The 20,455-nt window shown below is 64.3% G+C and carries 11 protein-coding genes; all 11 read right to left on the bottom strand.

The genetic code is table 11. The annotated features are described in order from the left end of the window. Entirely contained in the window at nucleotides 1-9,885 is a 9,885-nt protein-coding gene (locus tag JF545_RS04065) for a VCBS domain-containing protein (RefSeq protein WP_206939435.1), read from the bottom strand. 763 nt (nucleotides 9,886-10,648) lie between these two features. Then, a complete protein-coding gene (locus JF545_RS04060; RefSeq protein ID WP_206939433.1) occupies nucleotides 10,649-11,389 on the bottom strand; it encodes an ABC transporter permease in 741 nt (246 codons plus the stop codon). Nucleotide 11,390: 1 nt separating this feature from the next. After that, nucleotides 11,391-12,104 (bottom strand): ABC transporter permease, encoded by a 714-nt coding sequence (locus JF545_RS04055; RefSeq protein ID WP_206939431.1) that lies wholly within the window; start codon nucleotides 12,102-12,104, stop codon nucleotides 11,391-11,393. Nucleotides 12,105-12,185: 81 nt separating this feature from the next. Beyond that, the gene (locus tag JF545_RS04050; RefSeq protein ID WP_206939428.1) at nucleotides 12,186-13,028 is read right to left on the bottom strand and encodes a transporter substrate-binding domain-containing protein; all 843 of its coding nucleotides are present in this window, start codon (nucleotides 13,026-13,028) and stop codon (nucleotides 12,186-12,188) included. A gap of 30 nt (nucleotides 13,029-13,058) precedes the next feature. Then, the gene (locus tag JF545_RS04045; protein ID WP_206939426.1) at nucleotides 13,059-13,871 is read right to left on the bottom strand and encodes an amino acid ABC transporter ATP-binding protein; all 813 of its coding nucleotides are present in this window, start codon (nucleotides 13,869-13,871) and stop codon (nucleotides 13,059-13,061) included. 7 nt (nucleotides 13,872-13,878) lie between these two features. Next, entirely contained in the window at nucleotides 13,879-15,087 is a 1,209-nt protein-coding gene (locus JF545_RS04040) for a pyridoxal phosphate-dependent aminotransferase (RefSeq protein WP_206939425.1), read from the bottom strand. Then, nucleotides 15,084-15,821: a class II aldolase/adducin family protein gene (locus tag JF545_RS04035; RefSeq protein WP_206939423.1), complete on the bottom strand. Its 738-nt coding sequence runs from the start codon at nucleotides 15,819-15,821 to the stop codon at nucleotides 15,084-15,086. Before JF545_RS04035 ends, JF545_RS04040 begins: the two co-directional genes overlap by 4 nt. Then, on the bottom strand, nucleotides 15,821-16,744 hold the full coding sequence (locus tag JF545_RS04030) for an ABC transporter substrate-binding protein (protein WP_431606255.1): 924 nt from the start codon (nucleotides 16,742-16,744) through the stop codon (nucleotides 15,821-15,823). The genes JF545_RS04035 and JF545_RS04030 overlap by 1 nt, the downstream gene beginning before the upstream one ends. A 255-nt stretch (nucleotides 16,745-16,999) precedes the next feature. Continuing rightward, nucleotides 17,000-18,685, bottom strand: a complete 1,686-nt coding sequence (locus tag JF545_RS04025; protein ID WP_206939421.1) for a 5-guanidino-2-oxopentanoate decarboxylase — start codon at nucleotides 18,683-18,685, stop codon at nucleotides 17,000-17,002. Further along, entirely contained in the window at nucleotides 18,682-19,323 is a 642-nt protein-coding gene (locus JF545_RS04020; RefSeq protein ID WP_206939419.1) for an HD domain-containing protein, read from the bottom strand. Before JF545_RS04020 ends, JF545_RS04025 begins: the two co-directional genes overlap by 4 nt. Next, nucleotides 19,320-20,444: a 2-trimethylaminoethylphosphonate dioxygenase gene (tmpA, locus tag JF545_RS04015; protein ID WP_206939417.1), complete on the bottom strand. Its 1,125-nt coding sequence runs from the start codon at nucleotides 20,442-20,444 to the stop codon at nucleotides 19,320-19,322. Before tmpA ends, JF545_RS04020 begins: the two co-directional genes overlap by 4 nt. Nucleotides 20,445-20,455 lie beyond the last annotated feature (11 nt).

Here is a 20,455-nt window from a genome sequence, read left to right as displayed (position 1 = left end):
TTACGGGTCTCCGCGCAGTGGCGCAGTGGTGTCCGCCATGGCCAGCAGCTGCTGGCGGAAGCCACTGGCGGTCGCCGGTGCGGCGTCCTGCCGCTTGTCGGTGGCGTCGCTATCCAGGGGAGTGTCGGCCAGCCATTGTGCTCCCTCGGGCAACGGCGGGCGACCGTCGAAGCGCTGTTGTTCGGGGGTGGGCGCTTGCTGTGCTTCCCCGGTGGCAGAGGAAGTGGCCGTGGTAGAGGGTGCGGCCGTGGTAGAGGGGGCGGCCGTGGCAGAGGAAGCGTCGGCATTGCCCAGTAGCTGCTCTCGCGTGGGGGCATACAGCGAGGGATCGGCCAGCAGTCCATCGGCGGTGAGGTCGGTACGGCCGTGTCGGCCCAGCAGCTTGATCTGGTCGAGCTCGGCGAAGGCCCGACTGAGCGCCACGCCATAGGACACGTACTGGCCTTGAACCTGGCCCAGGCCTTCTGCCAAGGATGCAATACGCGTCTCGAAGGGGCGCACCAGCAGCGGCTGGCCACCATGGGACAGCCGTAGGTAGTCGGTGACCTCGCGATTGTTGCGCTCGACCTCTGGGGTGACAAAGACCACCGGATCGAGGTCACCGAGCCCCTGGGTGCTGGGGGTGAGGCCTTCGCGATGTTGAAAATGGGGCCCGATATCGCCGCTCTTGATCGGGATGTAGGGGGCCGCAATGTCCAGGGTCAGCGTCAGGGTCGCGGTGTCGGTGGCTCCGGCGCGGTCCACCAGGGTGTAGACAAACGCCTCTTCAAGCACCGGGCCAAGGCCGCTGGCCCGCAGCACCTCGGGGTTGGTGCGATCAATGAAGTAGCGATAGCTGCCATCGGCCTCGATGATCAGGGTGCCGTAGCGACCCTGCAGCGGCTCGCCGGCCTGGGCCGATACGCCTTGCTGGGAGACCGAGGCGACACGCTGGGTTTCGCCGTTCGCCGTGGCGTCAGGGTCGCTGTCGTTGGGCAGCACATTGCCGACGGCATCAGGTCGGCCAGCCCCACCTCCGGTATCGATGGCCTGACCGGCGTCATCGCGGGCGGTTGGGTCGTCATTGCGACCGTCGATTGTGATGGTCAAGGTGGCACTGCTGGCGCCTCCCCAGCGATCCGTCAGGGCGTAGGTGAAGCTTTCGCTCAAGGTCTGGCCGCTGACACGCAGGGCCTGGACCCGTGGATCATCGTCGTCGACCGCATAGCGATAGCTGCCGTCGGCATTCATGATCAGACTGCCGTAACGTCCCTTGAGGGCGTTACCCAGGCTGCCCGCGGTGCCGTCGCCCGTTGCCACACCGGTGACGCTAAGGTTGGGGCCCAGCAGGTCGATGCCCAGATTGATATCACCGTCCACGTCGATATCGTTGGTCAGCACGTTGCCCACCGCATCCTGACCGGCCGTGGCGTTGTCGCGACCGCCGGCTTCCACCGCCAGGCCGTTGTCGTTGACCGGGTCCGGTGCCTGATTCTGGCCGCGCACGAAGACGGTCAGCTCTGCCAGGTCGGTCAGGCCAGCCAGGTCGCGGGCCTGATAGGTGAAGATATCGCGACGGAACTCCAGCGGGCCGAGACCGAGGATCTCGGCGTTGTTCTGGTCCACCTCGTACAGGTAGCTGCCATCCCGGTTCAGGGTCAGGGTGCCGTATTGGCCCACCAGTACCACGCTGCCCCCGCTCAAGGTCGCCAGGCTGCCGCCGGAGGCCTCGCTACCAGGGCGGCCGCCGCTGACCGCCAGCCGGTCGCCGGCATCGATATCGCTGTCATTGGTCAGCACATTGCCGCTGGGGTTGCGCGCGCTGCCGTCTTCGTTGCGGGCCACCGCCAGGGCGATGTTATTCGACGCCACCGGGGCGTCGTCGCGGCCCTCGATGGTGATGGTCAAGCGGGCCGAGGTGGTCGCGCCGAGCGGATCGACCGCACGGTAGATGAACACGTCGGTGAGGGTATCGTTGGCGGTCCTGAGGGCCTCCACCTGCGGGTTGCTGTTGTCGACGACGTAGCTGTAACTGCCGTCGCTATTGAGCGTCAGCGTACCGAAGCGACCCGCCAGCGCCTGCCCGGCAGACACCGTTGTGGTAGCGAAGCGCACCTGATCGACCGTGATGGCCTGGCCGTCGACATCACTGTCGTTGGTCAGTACGTTGCCGCTGGGGTCGGTGCCCAGGGTGCCATTGGCGGTGCCGCCGGCTTCTACCGCAACGGCCTTGTCGGCGACCAGGGTGGGCGGGTCGTTGGCACCCACCACGGTGACTACCAGCTCTGCCAGGTCGGTATTGCCCGCACTGTCACGAACCTGATAGGTGAAGGTCTCATTCAGGGTGTCGCCCACGGCCAGAGCCTGGACAGCGGCGTTGCCGCCGTCGACCACGTAGCGATAGCCGCCATCAGCGGTAACGATCAAGCGACCGTACATGCCGTTCACGCTGGCACCGGCGCTGCCGACGACGCTGAGGCTACCGCCAGCGCTCTCGCTGCCCGCACGAATCCCGGCCACGCGCAGGGCGCCCTGGTCGACCGTGTCCACGTCGCTGTCGATGCCGTCGCCGTCGTTGTCAGTGATCAGGTTGCCGCGGCCGTCCACCGCCGCGGTCGACCCGTCGGTGGATGGGGCCTGAGCGCTGGTGCTGTTGTCGGTGGCGATGGGGGCGTCCTGAGCGCCGCGAATGGTGATGGTCAGCACCGCGGCGCCATCCAGGCCCTCGGCATCGGTGACCCGGTAGGTGAAGGTCTCCGACAGGGTGTCGCCGCTCGCCAGCGCCTCGACAGCCGGGACAGTATCATCGATGACGTAGGTGTAGCTGCCGTCGGGGTTGATGGTCAGGATCCCATACTCACCCTCGATGTCGGTCGCGCTGCTGACGTCCTCGAAGGAGCCCAGGATATCGTCGCCTTCACGGATACCGGTGACGACTTTCGTCTCACCGAAGGCGTCCACGTCGGTATCGTTGTCGAGCACATCGCCAGTGCCATCCTGCCCGCCGGTGGCATTGGCGACGCCGCCTTTTTCGATGGCCACGGCGTTATCATCGACACCCACGGGAGCGTCATTGGCGCCTTCAATGGTGATGGTGATGGTCGCGGCATCGGAGATGGCGCCCGCGCGATCGCTGATTTTGTAGACGAAGATCTCGGGGTCGGGCAGCGGATCACCGCTCTGCCTCAGTGCCTCGACGGCGGGGTTGTCGTTGTCCAGCAGGTACTCTGCCGATCCATCGGCCCCGATCACCAGGGTGCCGTAGCGCCCCTGAATGCGGGTGGGCTGGGTCGGATCGTCGCTGACCGCTTGCAGGGCACCGCCACTGACGCCTGCCTGAACTACCGTCAACACGTCGGGATCGGCATCGTTGAGGTCCGCGTCGTCATCGTTGGCGACCACAAAGCCGTTGGGATTTACCCCATTGGTATTGAAGCGTCCACCGGCCTCCACCGCGAGTGCGCTGTCGGCGATGGCCTCGGGCACGTCGTTGACCGCGATCACCTCGATGGTCAGGGTGTCGGTGGTCTCCAGGGCGTCGTCGGGTTCATTGGGGTTGCCGTTGCCATTGTCCGGGTGGTCGCCGAAGTTGCCGTTGTCGTTCGTGGTGATGGTCAGCGTCACATCGCCGTTGAAGTTCTCGGCGCCTTTGTAACTGAGTTTGGCGAGAGCGGCGTTGATATCAGCCAGGGTGCCCTCGATGGTGATCGTGGTGCTGCCACTGCCGCTGATATTGGTGGTGATAGTGGCGTTCCCGCCGCCCTGGTCCAGGGTCAGAGTGCCAGCGGGCACACTCAGCTCGGTGGTCAGGATGCTGGAGGGGAGGGCGTCCGGGTCGCTGACGCTGATGCCGGGGATCGCGAACTCGGTGTCTTCATTGCCACTGACCGGCGAGGCCGGCAAGGTGTGCACCGGGGCGTCGTTGAGTTCGACATAGCCGATATCGGCATCGAAGGTGTCAGCGCCGTCGACGTCGCCGGTGATCGATGACAGGCTGCCGTCACCTAAGGTGCCGTCGGAGTCGATACGTGCCTTCAGCTTGCCGGCGCTGGCGTCGGTGAGGCTCTCGCTGGCCGAGATGCGATAGTTGCCCGAGGGCAGCACCCCGAAGGAGTAGTTGCCGTTTACGTCTGTCAGGGTGGTAAAGGTGAGGTCATCGACGTCGTCGAAGTCGCCGTCGTTGTTGCCATCCCAGGTTAGGGTGACGGTGACACCGTCAAGGCCTGCACCATCCGGGCTGGCACTGCTGGTAGGCGACAGGGTGTCATCCCACAGGGTGCCGCTGATCACGCCTAGGCTGGCGCTGGCCGTCAGCAGATAGTCATTGAGACCGCCGTTGCCGTCATCGCCGGTACGTTCGCCTTGAGCGGTACCGTCTGCGCCAATATCGCTGCCGCCGAAGTCGGTAAAGGCGCCGCCGTCCGCCTCGGCGGAGTCCGGTAGGCTCGACCAGATCAGCTGTGCCTGGGCATCGACGACCACCGTGTTATTGGGTACCTCGACACGATAGACGACGCTGACCTCGGTGCCGGGATCGAGCTGGGCAAAGGTCACGCTGATGCCTGACCCCGAGGCGGTGGCGGTGACGCCATCCGGCAGGTCGGACAGGGAATAGGTCTGGCCGTCGATGACGATGCGGTCGATGACGTAGTTGCTGCCCGAAGGAAAGGCGTCGGTCAGCACCACGTCGTAGGCCGGCATGCCGCCGTCCTGTTCGAAGCTGACCTGGACGGTCGCCGAGCCATCACCGCCGCCAATGCTGGGATTGAACGCCTCCACGGTCTTGGCCATGTCGGTAAAGGAAGGCTCGGCGATCACCTGGGTCAAGGTCTGGGAGCCGAAGGCTGCGTCGTCGCGGTTCTCGATAACGGTGAGACCGAGTGCTGTGCCTGTCTGGTTGGCACTGACGTTGTCGACGCGGACATTAAACTCCAGCGAGATGCCCTCCCGGTCGCTATCGTTGCCATCATTGATGAGCAGGTTCCCTAGGCTGATCGTCAGGGTGCGTCCACCATTGGTGATGGCATAGAGGCCGCTGGCTAGCTCAGTGTTCAGTCCGTTGGACAAGTCCGGGTTGATCAGGCCTGCCTCGGAAGATTGTCCGTTGCCGCTGATCGCATAAGGACTCAGGTCGATGGGGTCGCCGGTGGTGGGATCGGTACTGGTAATGCTGCCATTGTTGGAGAGGACCGCCATCAGGATGTTGTTGGCGGTTTCGGGAAGAATGGTCAGTCCCTCATCGACCTCAATAACGAGCTGATAGTTGGTGATGGAACCTTCTGGCAGCAGCGCCACGACCCGATAGCGGATGATCTCACCTACTGCGACATCTTCGAACTCGGCGTTGGTGGGATCTGCGGCCTCCGTGCCCTCCATGCCGCCAACCCTCGACACCTGCAGCGTCTGGGCAATGGGGATTTCCAGGGTATCGACGTTACGGTAATCGTTGATCACACCGGTGAAGATGGCGCCGTCACTGCCGTCGCGCTCTTCCCCGGCGCTGGTGGTGGTCTCGTCATTCAGACTGGTCCAGTCGACCCGCGCTACCGAGGTCAGGTTGGCCAGGTTGACGGCGGTCGCGCTGGCGGTGCCCTGAATGACCAGGGTGATGGTCTGTGACGAGCGCAGGTCGACGTCACTGCCGGCCTTCAGGCGCAGACTGGTGCCGATGATCTCGAAGTCGGCGAGGCTTGGGCCCGTAGCGTCGCTGAAGCTGACCGAGGCTAGGCTCGGGCTGTCCAGCTCCGTCGGTAGGGCGACCGACAGGTCGAGGTCGAAGGCGCCGAAATTGGAAACGTTGGTCAGCACCACGGTGTACTCGATGGCGTCGCCGGCATCGATACCGAGGCCTGGGTCGGCCGGTATCGTCAGCGTCTGCTCGACGGTGACGGCGGGCTCCACCAGGGTGGTGATGGGACCTGCGCCTGACTGGCTGACATCGCGCTCCACGGCGGTGCTGCCGTTGACCTCGTCGCCGTCGGCGTCCTGATAGCTCAAGCTGGCCTTGTGCTCGTGGGTGAAGTTGGGGTTGCTGTTCTCGCTGTTGTCCTGGTTGTTGAGGGTATTGGTAGCGATCAGCCGCACGCGCAGCACAAAGGTATTGTTGCCGGCGTCATTGTCGCCGGTGGCACTGGCGGCGGTGAAGGAGAAGACGGCGTTGACGCCTTCGTCATCGACCAGCATACCGCTCGGGCCGGTGACGCCGCCGACGCTGACGCTGCCAGCAAAATCGTCGCTCAGGTTCCCGCTGCCGCTTGCCAGGGTGATCAACTCGTAGCCGGTGTTGCCATTGAAGCTGGTGTCCAGCGCCATGCCCGGCGGGATCAGGTCCGAGATGCGCAGGTTCTGGGTGCCGCCCTCCGGCAAGGTGACGACGATGTCATAGAGCATGGACTCGCCAACCACCAGGTTGGCGCCGCCGGTGTGGGACTCGCTGGAATCGTCGGCGGTGGCGCTGCCGCCGTCGGCAAAGGTGGTAGTGATGGTCGGTGCCGCCACCTGCTGGGTAGCGTCGTCACTCAGATCGGTGGCGGTAAAGTCGGGACCGCCGTTGGTGCTGGCGTAGTAGTTCAGGGTGGCGGTGGTGCCGAGGGTACGGCTGGCGGCCACCGCCGAGGCCACGATCACATCGTAGGTGATGACGATGATGTTGCGGCCGGCGTCGTCGCTGGCGCTACCATCGCGCCCCGCCTGGAGCGTTGCCTGTCCTCCGGCGTCCAGCAAGGTTATGGTGGTGCCACTGACGCTGTAGTCCGTGCCTTCGGTGAGCACCGTGCCATCGCCCAGGGTCAGAATCAGATTGGCGGAGGCCAGGCTGCCGCCCACGAATGCCAGGTCGGCGGGGAGCTCGATCGAGGTCGCCACATCGAAGGCGCCGCCGCCGCCGGTGTTTTCCAGCAGGGTGGCCAGGCGCAGGGTGTCACCGGCGTCGATGTCGGTGACGTCGCCGTCCACCGCCGCGGGATCAGTGATGCTGCCGGTGAACGGCGCCCCCGAGGTGCCCGGGGCATTCCAGCTACCGCTGGTCCCGCTGACGCTGCCGTTGGTCGAGGACACCACTCCGTGGGTGATGGAGACGACCGGCTCGGCCACCGACTGCACCTTGACCACGTCCTGGGAGATCAGTTCGGTCTTGTCGATTGTGGTGGTCTGGCGCGATTCGGCCAGCACATCCAGCGAGCGGCCATCGGCGAAGGGCTGGTTGCCTACCGTCATGGTAAAGCTGACGGCGATGGTGCTGGCCTGGGTGGCGCTGAGATCGTCGAAGGTGAAGACGATCGAGTTACCAGGGCCACTTTCGACACTGGCGATACTGCCCGTCCAGGTGTTGTCCGGGTGCATAGACCAGGAACCCGGAGGGTTGAGGCCGTTCCAGTCGGTGCCGACCACGCCGGTATCCAGCAGCGGCAGCGGCAGGTAGGCGATAAGCTGAAATCCCTCGTGGTCGCCGGTGACCAGGTCATAGCTGAGGGTGAAGGTGACCTCATCGCCGGGGGCCAACTCGGTCACGCCTCCTTCAATGGCGATATCCACGTCGCTGATCGGAACGGTCAGGTTGGTGCTGGAAGTGTCGGTTTCAGTTTCCTTTGTCAGGTTATTGGCATCGTAGAGCAGGGTGGCATTCACCTGCGCCGAATTGCCGATGCTGTCCCCTTCGTTGATATCTGGATGGTCGGTCACGTTGTCGTCTGAGTAGACGTCATCGACGACCGCGCGATAGCTGATCAGCGCACGGGTGGCACCGGCATCGATCACATTGTCGAAGGCCGCGTCGCCCGCCAGCCAGGCCTGGTCGCCAAGGGCCTTCCGGATCGACTCGGCGATATCGAAGACCAGGGTGGTGGTGCCGTCGGTGTTGGTGGTGGAGGTGACGTCCAGCTCGATGGTGGTGGCATTGGTGCCGCTATATAGCGTCAGGGTCGGAACACCGGTCAGCGTCTGTCCGTCACCGAGTGAGTCGGTCACGATAAACTGACCTTCCAGCTGGGTGTCCTTGCCGAAGGCGAAGTAGTCCGACAGCGCCACCTCCAGCTGGTATTCCAGGGTATCGCCGGGGGTCAGACCGCTGGACCCGGTATCCACCACCACTGACGCACTCTTCTCTACGGTCAGCGACTTGGCGACAAAGCTGATCTCATCGCCGGTACCCGCAAAGCTGACCTTGCCGTCAGGATCGTTGGGGTTCCTGTCTCGGCTATCCAGGGGAAGCCAGACACCGGCGCCGCTGGGGGCGCCGAAGGTGATGGTCTCTTCATTGCCGTTGGTCGGATCCAGGATGGCGTTACCGTCGGCATCGTACTCCGGCACGAAGAAGTCCACCCGACTGGATTGGGCCTCGGTGAGACTGTCGTGGGTCACGGTGTAGGAGGTGATGAAGGCATCGCCATCGATGGCCCGCTGGATCAGGTCAGGACGCACCAGCGTCAGTCCACTCGCCAGGGTGATCGAGGTCAGGGTGCCAGCGCCGGGGTCGATGGCGGTGACTTGCACATTGGTCGGGATCGGCTGGGTGATGACCACGTCGGTCAGGGTCTGAGCGGTAATACCGGCGCCGGCCGGCCGCACTGTGGTGACCAGGCTGTGAGGATAGTTTTCACCGGTGGTGGTATCGCCCTCGCTCATGTTGAGGGTCTGCTCCACCGCGATCACCGTGGGGGTGATGGTAAAGGCGACCGCGCTGCCAAGCAGGGTGGGATCCTGCTCGGGGTTCGATTGGGCATCATTGCCGAGCTCGAAGCCAGCCAGGGCCTGGATCACCAGATCCGGACTACCATTGGTCTGGGCGGTGTCGGCCAGGGCGCTCAAGCGGCCGGTAAAGGTCACCTCGATATCGGGCTGCTCGGCGGTCAGGCTGGCGAAGGGAAGGGCGACGACGATAAGGGTATCGCCGGCGCGAGCACCGAAGTCTGCCGCATTGATGACCAGCGGCTGGCCGTCACTGCCGCGGGCCAGAGGATGCTCTGCCTGGCCGTTGGCGTCGAAGGTGACGCTCAACAGATCCAGCTGGCCTCCCAGGTAGCTCGCTGAGGTGATGGTGATGCCGTCATCCACCGCGGCGCCAGCGCCGTCCTTGCCGGTGGCTGGCACCACCAGCTGAACGAAGGGCGCATAGCCTTCCTGGGCACTGGAGGCGTTGGATACGTTGACGCTGAACTCGAAGGTTTCGCCGAGGGGCACCTGAGCGCTGGAGGCCGGCAGGTCGGCCACCGGCTGCGCATCCGCCAGCAGGCCATCCAGGCTTGCGAGGGCCGCGACCGCCACCCCACGGTCGTCGTCTAGTTCGCCCAGCTGACGCTCGAGGACCCAGTCGCCTCCCTCCAGCGTACTGCCGGTATTGTCGCTGGAGGCGCCGACGTCCATGCCGGTGGCCTCGGACAGATTCTCGAGAAAGGCGACGCCATGGTCGCTGGCCGCGACCCGACAGCCGTACAGCAGCAGGTCAGCGTCGGCGCTGAGAGCATCGCGCCATTGGCCAAGCTGTTGGTTGAAGTCCGACAGGGTCTGGCTGCTGATCAGGGTATTGCCAAGCTGGAACTGGCCATCGCTACCGTGACTGAAGATCTCGATGCTCTGCACCTGATCCATACCGGCCAGGGCGGAGGTGATGGCGGCCACGCCGTTCTCATCGCTGTCTACCACTATCCATTCGGCGTCATCGGCAAGGCCGTCGCGAATCGCCTGGCGCTGCTGATCGCTAAGACGGGCATCCAACACCACCAGATGTCGCGCACTCGTGCTGCGTGCCCCCTCACCATCGCTTTGGCTCGCAGGAGTGACGGCGACCTTGTCCTTGTCGCCAGTGTCCTGCTGCTGGTCGCTGTCAGCGTGATCGGCGCTGGCGGCCATGGCGCCGTCGAACAGCAGGCGTGGCTCCAGCGCGATACGTCGTGTACGAGATCCCTTCATACGGTCTCCTGCCGTCTTGGCTGGTCATCTTGCACACTAAAGATGACCATTATGGTGCAGTGCGGATTTATTATGCCGCTTTTGGCAGTAAACATAGCGTGATTCGATAGTCCTTTGCCACAACATGCATATGCCGCGAAAGTTATCGGGTGAATGAGCGCTATAGTAGTGCCGTTGCTGTGTCTGCCATGTAGCGCAAATGAGGGAGAGGTGGCACTGTGAAATAGGTAGGCTGCTGCGCTGAGTTCTGCACACTTTGAGAGGCTCAGGATACCTTGAAGGGGCTCATGATGGTTCGCAAGGACAGCGTCTCGGCCACAGCACCTTGGCTGAAACGTGAGTCGAAGGAGAGTAAATGAAGGAGAGTAAATATACATGCAGCAGAGGGAGCCAACCGCAAAGAACAGTCGCCCGAGCTGAGTCTAAAAACAGTATGAGTTTTGCACAATAAAACTGACGCGCTGGATAAATCCGTCAAACCGGTGTACGCCCAGCCTACCGTTTATGATGTAGCCGCCAGCGGCAGCCGTATTTTTGCGTTTGATGCCACGCTGGCTACCACGCTTTATTTCACCCCCATGGCGGGGTGAGTGATCTGGGGTGACTGTTAGTAGAAGCGCCGGCGGAAGCGGGCCCGGTGATATGGCATATGGGCAACGTTGCCGGAGCGCTGTCTCCCGTAGTGAACATGCAGGGGCCCAGTTGTCGTGCTCAGGCTGCCCTTAGCCATTGTCCGAGCCGCTGTCTGAGCCCCGCTTGAGTCTTACCCGTGTCTTGCCTGTGCCCACCAGCGAAAGCGTCGACGCTGTGGCTGCACGCCGGGGAAATGACGTTCCAGCTGCTGCAATACCAGGGTCAGAATAAGGGTCAGCAGCAGGTAGATGGCCGCGATGAGCAGTAGCGGCTCGTAGGTCAAGAACGTTTCGTCACGGATGATATTGGCAGCCTGCAGCAGGTCCATCATGGCGATGGTCGAGACCAGCGGTATCGATTTCAGCAGAAGAATCATCTCGCCGGTCAGGGTGGGTAGGCACAGCTGCACGGCTCTGGGCAGCCACAGGTGGACGAATACCTGCCATGGATGGAAACCATAGGCACGTCCCGCCTCCCGCTCTCCCGGCGGCACGTTGAGCAGCGCGCCACGCAGGATTTCACCGCTGTAGGCACCCACCGACAGGGTAAAGGTCAAGGTGGCGTAGAAGAAGGGGTCGCGCAACAGGCCCCAGAAGATGCTGTCCTGGATGCCGGGGATGCCTTCCAGCAGGCGACCCACGCCGTAATAGAAGAAGAACAGTTGTACCAGCAGTGGCGTGCCGCGAATCACCGCCGTGACGCCGGTGGCCAGCCAGGCAAGGGGGCGCGGACCCTTGATACGCGCCATGGCCATCGCCACCGCCAGGATCAGGCCTGCCACAGCCGATACCAGAAGTAGCCATAGCGTGTTGATCAGCCCTTCCACCAGATATTCCTGATAGAAGGGATCGCTCAGCCAGCTGAAATCCATGTCAATGCTCCTGAAGCTGGGGGAGGCCGCGCCGTGCGCGTCGCTCAACGACGGCAAAAAGCCAGTTGGACGTCAGCGTCATGGCCAGGTAAAGCGCCCCTGCCGCGGCATAGAACAGGAAGTGAGCTCGGGTGCTGGCGGCTGCCTGTTGAACGGTGAAGAACAGCTCGCTATAGCCGATCACGCTGATCAGCGCGGTGTCCTTGATCAGAATCAGCCATAGGTTGGACATGCCGGGCAGGGCATTGGGTAGCATGGCCGGCAGGGTGACTCGGCGAAAGCGTGCCCAGGGGGAGAAGCCAAAGGCATCGGCGGCCTCAAGCTGACCGCGGGGTATGGCGCTGATGGCACCGCGAAAGACCTCGGTCATGTAAGCGCCTTGAACGAAGGCCAGCACGCCCACGGCGGTCACGAAGCCGTTGATGGCGACCTGGCCGGAGAGTCCCAGCGCATGAGCCGCGGCGGTCAATGCCTGGGAGCCGGCGTAATACAGCAGAATGATCAGCAACAGCTCCGGCACTGCCCTGACGCCGGTGGAATAGCCTGCGCCAATGCCGCGCAGCCAGGCTTGCCGGGAGAGCCGGCAGGCGGCGCCGACAAGGCCGAGCAGGACGCCTATGGCATAGGCCAGCAGCGCAATCTCCAGGGTGGTGAGGGCTCCTTCAAGGATCGGACCCGCCCAATCGACGAGGCCCTCCTGGGAGGCGATAGACATGAAAAGACTCCTTGGCGTGGCCAGTTTTACAGCCTTGCAGCGGTCCCTGCGTCGCAGCAGGGACCGCCCGGGCCATTGACGTCAGCTGACGCAGACGTCGGTGCCGAAGTACTTCTCGGACAGCTCGGTGCAGGTACCGTCCTGATTGACCTGCTCAATGGCGGCGTTGACGGCCTCGGTCAGGGCATCGTCCTGCTGGCGCAGCCCGATGCCGACGCCTTCGCCGTAGGCCGCATGGTGAGGCGCCGTTGCCTTGATCTCGAAGTCACCAGCTTCATCACGCTCGGTCAGTTCCACCATGGCGATCTCGTCGGCCAGAATGACGTCCAGGCGACCTGACAGTAGATCTCGGTTCACCTGTTCTGCCTGGTCGTACAGGCGGATGTCGACGCCGGTGTCCCTTAGCGCCCGACGAGCATAGGTGGCGTTGGTGGTGGCGCTCTGTACGCCCAGGACCAGACCATCGAGGCCCTCGGGGGGATCCAGCTCCAGCGAGCGGGCGGCGACATAGGCGCCAGGGGTGTAGTAGTAGGGGGCGCTGAAATCGATGACCTGCAGACGTTTTTCGGTGATCGACATGGAGTTCATGATCATGTCGATACGGCCTGACTTGAGCGAGGGAATGATGCCGCTCCAGCCGGTCGGGGTGATCTCGCATTCCCGAGCCATCTGTTCGCAGATCGCTGCGGCCAGTTCTATCTCGAAACCGGTCCAGTCACCGTCTGAGGAGGTGTAGGTAAAAGGCGGGTAAGGTTCTGCCGAGATGCCGATCTTGAGGGGCTCGCCCGCGGAGGCGGTGTCCGCCCGGTCGGTCGCATGGGCGCTGTCGATGGCGGCGGCACCGAGGGTCGTGGCCAGCGCGACGCCCAGGCCAAGGCGGCGAGCGAGATCGACTGACGGACGCAGGGAAGGGAAGACGGTCATGGAAACTCCTGGTTGTTGTGGGACGGGCAGTCAGGCGGCAGGGGCGATGAAGCGCCGGCAGCGTTCGTTGTCGCTCTGTTCGAAGATGCGCTCGGGAGAGCCGGCAGCGCCGACCACTCCGCGGTCGAGAAACACGATCTGGTCGGACACGTCGCGGGCGAATGCCATTTCATGGGTGACCATCAGCATGGTGCGCCCTTCATCGGCCAGCCCGCGGATGACGCCGAGCACTTCATTGACCCGCTCTGGGTCGAGCGCCGAGGTGGGTTCATCGAACAGCAGGATCTGTGGCTCCATGGCCAGTGCGCGGGCAATCGCCACACGCTGCTGCTGTCCGCCGGACAGAAAGGCGGGATAGGCGTCCGCACGTTCGGCCATGCCGACACGCTCGAGATAGTGCATGGCCAGGGCGTTGGCCTTGCGTCGACTGACCCCCTTGACCCGCACGGGCGGCTCGCTGACGTTGCCCAGCACGGTCATGTGAGGCCACAGGTTGAACTGCTGAAAGACCATCGCCACCTTGGCGCGCAGGCGCTGCAGCTGGTGGCGGCTGAGGGGCATGTCGGTGTGGCCGCTGCGGGGACCTTGTGCGGTGAAGCGCATAGACTCGTCGGCGATGGTCAACTGACCCTGCTGCGGGCGTTCCAGCAGGTTCATGCACCTGAGCAGGGTGCTCTTGCCGGAGCCGCTGGCGCCGATGATGGTGGTCACAGTGCCTTCGGCGACGGATAGGGACACGTCGCGCAGCACGTCAACGTCGCCATAGCGCTTGACCAGGTGCCGGGCCTCGACCACGGCGGAAGATGGCGGGGTATCGGTACAGTCTGGGGAAGATGGCGTCATAGGCGGCTCATGGGTGGGTGGCAAGACAGGCGTCGGCGAACTCACGAAGCCGTTGCGCGGCATCGGCCAGGGTGTCGGCCTGGTGGGTGAGTCCCAGCCGAATGAAGCCAGCGGCCGAGGGGCCGAAGGCCTCGCCAGACAGCACCGAGATGCCGCATTGATCCAGCAGGCGATCAGCGAACTGTGCCGATGATAGGCCGGTGGCGCGAATGTCGACCATCACGAACATCCCGGCGTCGGGGCATACGGCTTTGGCGGCCTGACTGCCCGCCAGAGCGGCACACACGCTGTCGCGCCGAGCTTGGTAGGCGGCGTGCATGGTCGCCAGATCGTCGCCAAGCTGACCCTGCTCGTCCGCGAGAGCGGTGATGGCGGCGTCCTGAACGAAATCCGGGCAGCCGTACAACATGCACAGGGCCAGATGGCTGAGGTGCTCGATCAGCATCGGCGGGGCGATCACCCAGCCGAGTCGCCATCCGGTCATGGCATGTGACTTGGACAGACTCGAGATCACTACGCTGCGCTCGGCCATCTCCGGCAGCGCCAGCGGGCAGGTATGGGTGCCATCGAACATCAGCTCCGCGTAGACCTCGTCGGAGATCAACCACAGATCGTGCTGCTGACAGAGTGCCGCCACCTGCTCCCATTGTTCGCGGGTCAGCGACTGTCCCGTGGGATTGTGGGGACTATTGATCAGGATCGCCTTGGTGCGGTGGGTGATGGCCGCCGCCACATCATCCACATTCAGCCGAAAGCCCTGGTCCGCCTGCAGTGGCACACGGGAGAGTGTGGCGCCGGTGGCCTGGATCACCGCTTCGTAGGTGACGTAGCTGGGTTCGGGCACGATGACCTCATCACCAGGATCGAGGAGGCATTGGGCCGCTGCATACAGGCCGCATTGGGCCCCTGCCATCACGATCAGGCGATCCGGCGTCAACTCGACGTGGCCAAGACGCTGGCTGCGACGGTAGTGGGAGACGATGGCTTCACGCAGCGCCAGCTTGCCCTGTACGTCGGCGTAGTGGGTGGCGCCCTGGTCCAGGCTGTGCTTGGCGGCCTCGACGATACTGCGCGGCGTGGTGAAGTCGGGGTCGCCCACCGACAGTACCGTGATGTCCTCGCCATTGGCCTGGCGCGCCAAGGCTCGACTGTGGATATCCCAGGCGGCGGCGCCTTCGCCGGCGATTCGCTGGGTGAGACGGGAGACGCGAGTCATGGGCTGTCCTCGAGCGCGGGAGCATGTAGGCCCAGGCGACGCAGCTCGGCGCGCCAGGCGAGATCGGTGCCTTGTGGGCTGGCGGCCCAGGCGTCGTACTGTCGGGCGACCTTGTCGCACAGGGCATGCGAGGCGCTGACCAGGGGCCGCCCGGTGGACTGAGCGGCCAGCTGTGCCTGGCAGGATCGTTCCAGGTCGCGCATACGCAGGAAGGCATCGCCGACGCTGGTGCCAACCACCAGCACACCGTGCTGGCGCAGGATCATGCTCATATGTGGGCCGAGGTCGTCCACCAGGCGCTGGCGCTCGTCCAGATCCAGCGCGATACCCTCGTAGTCGTGGTAGCCGATGCGCTGATAGAACTGCATGGCCCATTGGTTAAGCGGCAGCAGACCCTCTTCGAGGCAGGAGACGGCCACGCCCGCGACGGTATGAGCATGCAGCACGCACAATGCGTCGCTGCGGGCTCCATGGATGGCGCTGTGTATCGTGAAACCCGCGGGGTTGATGCCAAGCCCGGTGGGGTCATCGAGCACATTGCCTTGCTCGTCCACGCTGATCAGGCTGTCGGCGGTGACTTCTTCGAAACGCAGGCCGAACGGGTTGAGCAGAAACCTGTTGGCGTCAACCCGTACCGAGATATGCGTGGAGATACCGTCGTCCATGCCATCCAGCGCCATCAGTCGATAGGCGGCCGCCAGATCCTGGCGCAGCTGTTGCTGTCGATGGTCCATCAGCGCGTGTCCTTGACGCTTGCCAGGGCCTCGCCGCCGTCGCGGCTGGTGACGCCGTCAAGAAAGGCGGACACCTTTTCCGGGTGCGAGGCGAGCCATTCGCTGGCGACCTGCTCAAGGTCTTGCTGCTCCAGGCTATACGCCTTGATGAAGTCGCTTTGCTCCTGGGCGCTGAACACCACCTGATCGAGCAGTCGCGTGAGGTTGGGGTTAGCCTCGGCGAACTCCTTGGCGACGACGGTCTTGACATCACTGCTGCCGTTGTCGGGCCCAAACACGTTCTCACTGTCGTCCAGGATGCGCACATCGTATTCGGGAATCATCCAGTGCGGGGTCCAACCGTAGAAGGCGATCCAGCGTCCCTCGTCCACCGCCGCCTTGACTTCACTCAGCATGCCCGGGGTGGAGGAAGACATGACCTCCCAGTCGCCAAGACCATGGGTATTGGCTTCCACGGCAGCGTCGATGAAATCGGTGACGGTAGAGCCGCTTTCGATGGAATAGAAGGTGCGCTCAAAGCGCTCGGCGTTGGCGGCGTCCCCGAGCTGAGCGGCGTCGGTGATGCCGGCGTCCGCCACGTAGCCAGGCACCGCAAAGCCCATGCGAGCACCGGTGACATTGTTGCCGAGGTCGATGATGGCGTTCGCTTGCACGGCGGCGTCATAGCTTTCCTGCTGGGCCGGCAGCCAGCCTGCCAGAAAGGCATCACTGTCGCCGCTGGTCAGGGTCTTGTAGCCCACCGTGGAACTGACCTCCAGGCGCTCGACCTGGTAGCCGAGGGGTTCGGCAAGCTGGGCCAGGATCTCGCTCTTGACGGTGACCCCAGGCCAGGGCGGGACCACCAGGCGAAGACGCTCGTCCCGATCTTCCGCCAGGGCGATAGAGGAGGTGGACAGGGTCGCGACCAGCAGCGCTCCGGCCAGCCACGGTGGCAGTGAGCCGGCAGGGATTCCGGGGCGACGCGTCGGCAGCAGCAGGGATGTCGTGTGGTGGGTTCGGGTCACGGGGAACTCCTTCGTTATTATCAGGGTTTGCTGTCCCGGCCAGCTCAGGACTGGCTAGGCGCTGATCGTCTCTGTAGCGGGGCCGTTGTCGCCGCCTTGACGTCTGTCTACAGCGCGCCGCGGCCACCGCACCGGCACGCCAAGGGATTTCCTCTGTCTCCTCGACACGTCTCCTCAACAGCCGGTGGCAGGCTGCTCCAGTGATGCTTGCCAGGCAAGGGCGTCGACCTCGATGACCAGCGGCGAGGCGGCCTGGTCCAGTGTTGTCAGGGCCTCTCGTAGCGCTTCTGGTGCGTTGACGCTGATGTATCGGCAGGCGAAGGCATCACATAGGGGAGCGAAGGACGGCGGCTGCAGGTTGACGCCGATGTGAGCGACGCCATCAGCACTCATGTAGCGACGGATTTCGTCGTAACCGTCATTGTTCCAGATGATCAGCACCAGGGGCTGGACCTTGTCGGAGGCATCAGGAGCTTGAGCAAGATCGCGCGCGGTGGCGAGTTCGCCGAGCACGAACTGCAGACCACCGTCGCCGACCAGGGCAACCACGGGAAGCTGAGGCTTGGCCAGGGCGGCTCCCAGCGCGGCGGGCAGGCCATAGCCCAAGGTGCCGAACCCGGTGGCGGCATTGAACCAGCGGCGAGGCGCCGAGCGTCGAGCGATGACGTTGCCGGCGTACACGGGCCCCGTGGAGTCACCGACGATGATGGCCTCGGGCAAGGCGTCATCGAGGATATCGAACAGGGGCAGATAGGGCTTCAGCTCCGGGTCTTCGTACAGCGCGAGGTCACGACGAACCGCGCGGCAGCGCTCGGCACCCGCGCGTAACTGCTCAGCACTCTCGGAGCGTGACGGACGACCAGGCGCCGCTGATTCGCTCAGAGCGCCGAGCAGCGCGTCTGCGGCGAGACCGACGTCGGCGACCATCGCCAGCTCCGCGGAGCGGTTACGGGCAAGCTGCTCGACGTCCAGGTCAACACGAATCACGCGGCCCTGAAGGGCGAAGCCATCGTTGAAGACCAGATCGTAGTCGGTTTCGCCAAGCTCGGTACCCAGGGCAAGCACGACATCGGCGTCACGCGCCAGATGGCGTACCGGTGCCAGGCTGGCGGTGGTGCCAAGATCCAGGGGGTGATGACTGCCGAGCACACCACGCGCATTGACCGTGGTCAGCACGGGAGCACCCAGGCGCTCGACCAGGGCCTTGACGGACGCTGCGGCGGAGCAGGCACCACCACCCACCAGGACCAGCGGCCGTTGGGCTTGATCAAGCCAGCGGGCGGCCTCATGCACGGCCTGCGGAGCTGGCGCCGGCGGGAAGACACGGATCGGCCGGCCTGGCGCGCGGCTCACTGGCGCATCAAACAGGTCGATGGGAATCTCGATGTGAACGGGCCCGGGCCGGGCACCCTGGAAGATGGCGAAGGCCCGCGCCAGCACTTCCGGAAGGGCCTCAGGGTCGAGCAGGGTATGGCTGAAGCGCGCGACACCGGCAAGCGTTGCGCTCTGCTGAGGCATCTCGTGCAGTCGGCCCTGGCCCCGGCCCAGGGTTGCCACGCGATTGACGCTGGATATCACCAGCATCGGCACCGAGTCTGCCAGGGCCTGGCCCATGGCAGTGGCGATATTGGTCATGCCTGGGCCGGTAATGATAAAGCAAGCCGCGGGCTTGCCGCTGGCTCTGGCGTAGCCATCGGCCATGAATCCTGCCCCTTGCTCATGGCGGGGTGTGACATGGCGCAGGCCGGCCCCCTCGAGACCTCGGTATAGCTCGACGGTGTGCACGCCGGGAATACCGAACACGGTATCGACGCCATAGTCTTCCAGCAGCGTGATCAGGGTCTGGGCGCAGGTTCTCATGAGCGCTCCTGTGGATCATCCACGACGTCAGGCAGGCCGCCAAAGGGGGGGCGTTGCATGACCCGCTGAATCATCGGCAGAAACGCTGACAAGGGCAGGGTGTCATAGTCGGGATCGAAGCTGGTCTGGTCCCACTCATCGCAGAACCTGACGGTGCGAGCGTAGGCTGGATGGTCGCGATAGGCCTCACGGGCGTGTCGGTCCTGGCCAAAGAAATGGCGATAGTGGTAGCCCTGAAACAGCTCATGATGCCGAATCATCCACACGTTGAGAGGATCGACGAAGGGTTCAAGGATCGCAGCCGCAATCTCGGCGTGGTTGGCCGGGGCCAGGTCGTCGCCGATATCGTGAAGCAGCGCACACACGACCATCTCTTCATCGGCACCGTCGCGCAGTGCGCGGGTGGCGGTCTGCAGGCAGTGTTCGTAGCGATCTACCGGATAGCCGTGGGTATCGCCCTTCAGTCGCGCCAGATGATCGAGCACGCGGCGGCAGGCGTCATCCTGGTAGGCGCGGAAATGCTGGTCGATCAGCCGCCACTCGGCGGCGGTACTCTCATCGAAGCGGGCAAACGTGGCTTGCTCTGTTTGCTCGGCTTGCTTGGCTTGGCTGGAGAGGGTGCTGTCGGTCGCTGTCATGAGGTGACTCCTGCGAGGTGACGACTCAACACCAGGCGGCGGCTGGCGGTGCTGTCCCGATCGACGTAGCCCTGGCGTAGATGGCGCACGCCACCGTCAAGGGTGAACGAGGTGCGGCCATGCAACAGGCGGTAGTTGTCCATGATCAGCATCTCGCCTGGCGACAGCTTAAGGCGCAGGGTAAGCGCCTCGCTGCGGATCAGATCGTAGAAGGCCTTGCGCGCGGCGTAGTAGCGTCGCAACTCCTGGCTCTCCATGGCATCGACCCGTTCGGTGCGATTGGAGTAGCGCACCCTGACCACCTCTCCGTGGGGATCACATTCGATCAGCGGCCCGCGGCTTTCCAGGTGGGTGGCGTCGTCCTGATAGCGAAAGCGGGGGCTTACCCGGGTGAGGCAGTCGAAGGCCTCGGGGTCTTGCTGTCGCAGGCGGCGTGCCGCCTCGAAACCGTCTACCAGCGTGCTGTCGCCTCCCTCGGCGGCGTTGGTCAGGCAGTGCAGCCAGATGTAGCCGGGAATCGGGTCACGATAGGGATTGTCGGTGTGTGGCTCGAGTCCGCGTTGGGTCATGGTCAGGTCATAGGCATTGGCCACCGACTTGACGTCGGCAATGCCGCCCCAGTTGGTGCGCCGCAGAGGGCCGATGCGATCGATCAACGGCTGCATGGCGTCGGTGTCGTCCGGTAGCCCTGACACGTGAACAAAGCCGAAGCGCTCCAGCTTGAGCAGCAGGGTCAGCAGCGCCGCGTCGCTGGTGAGCGCCTCGCTGAAGTCGACGCTGGAGGGGACCTCGAGAGCAGCATCCCACAGCTCGCGGGGCGGTGTGTCTGCGCTGCCAGTGCTGGCTGACCTGGCCAGCTCCGCAAGAGGGAAGCGCCCCTGCTGACCGTCGGAGAACGCCAGTGCCAGTTCGCCTTCCTCAGCGCTGGCAGCGGTCAGCGCCAGGTCCAGGGGCAGCTCGGCGGCCTCGATCAGCCGCTGACCGGTCTGGGGGTCGAGCGTATCCGCCTGTGGCAGGCGCTCGCGTAGCCATAGCGCATCGAGATGAAGCTGGCCGTTGGACAGGAACAGCTGTAGCTGGCGTCCATTGTCGGCAAGGGCAGGGGGCGTCTGCAGGATCATGGAAAACCGTC

Source organism: Halomonas litopenaei (assembly GCF_017303055.1).
Taxonomy (GTDB): domain Bacteria; phylum Pseudomonadota; class Gammaproteobacteria; order Pseudomonadales; family Halomonadaceae; genus Halomonas; species Halomonas litopenaei_A.
The sequence above is the reverse complement of the archived record's forward strand: the minus strand, read 5'-3'. Positions and strand labels throughout refer to the sequence as shown.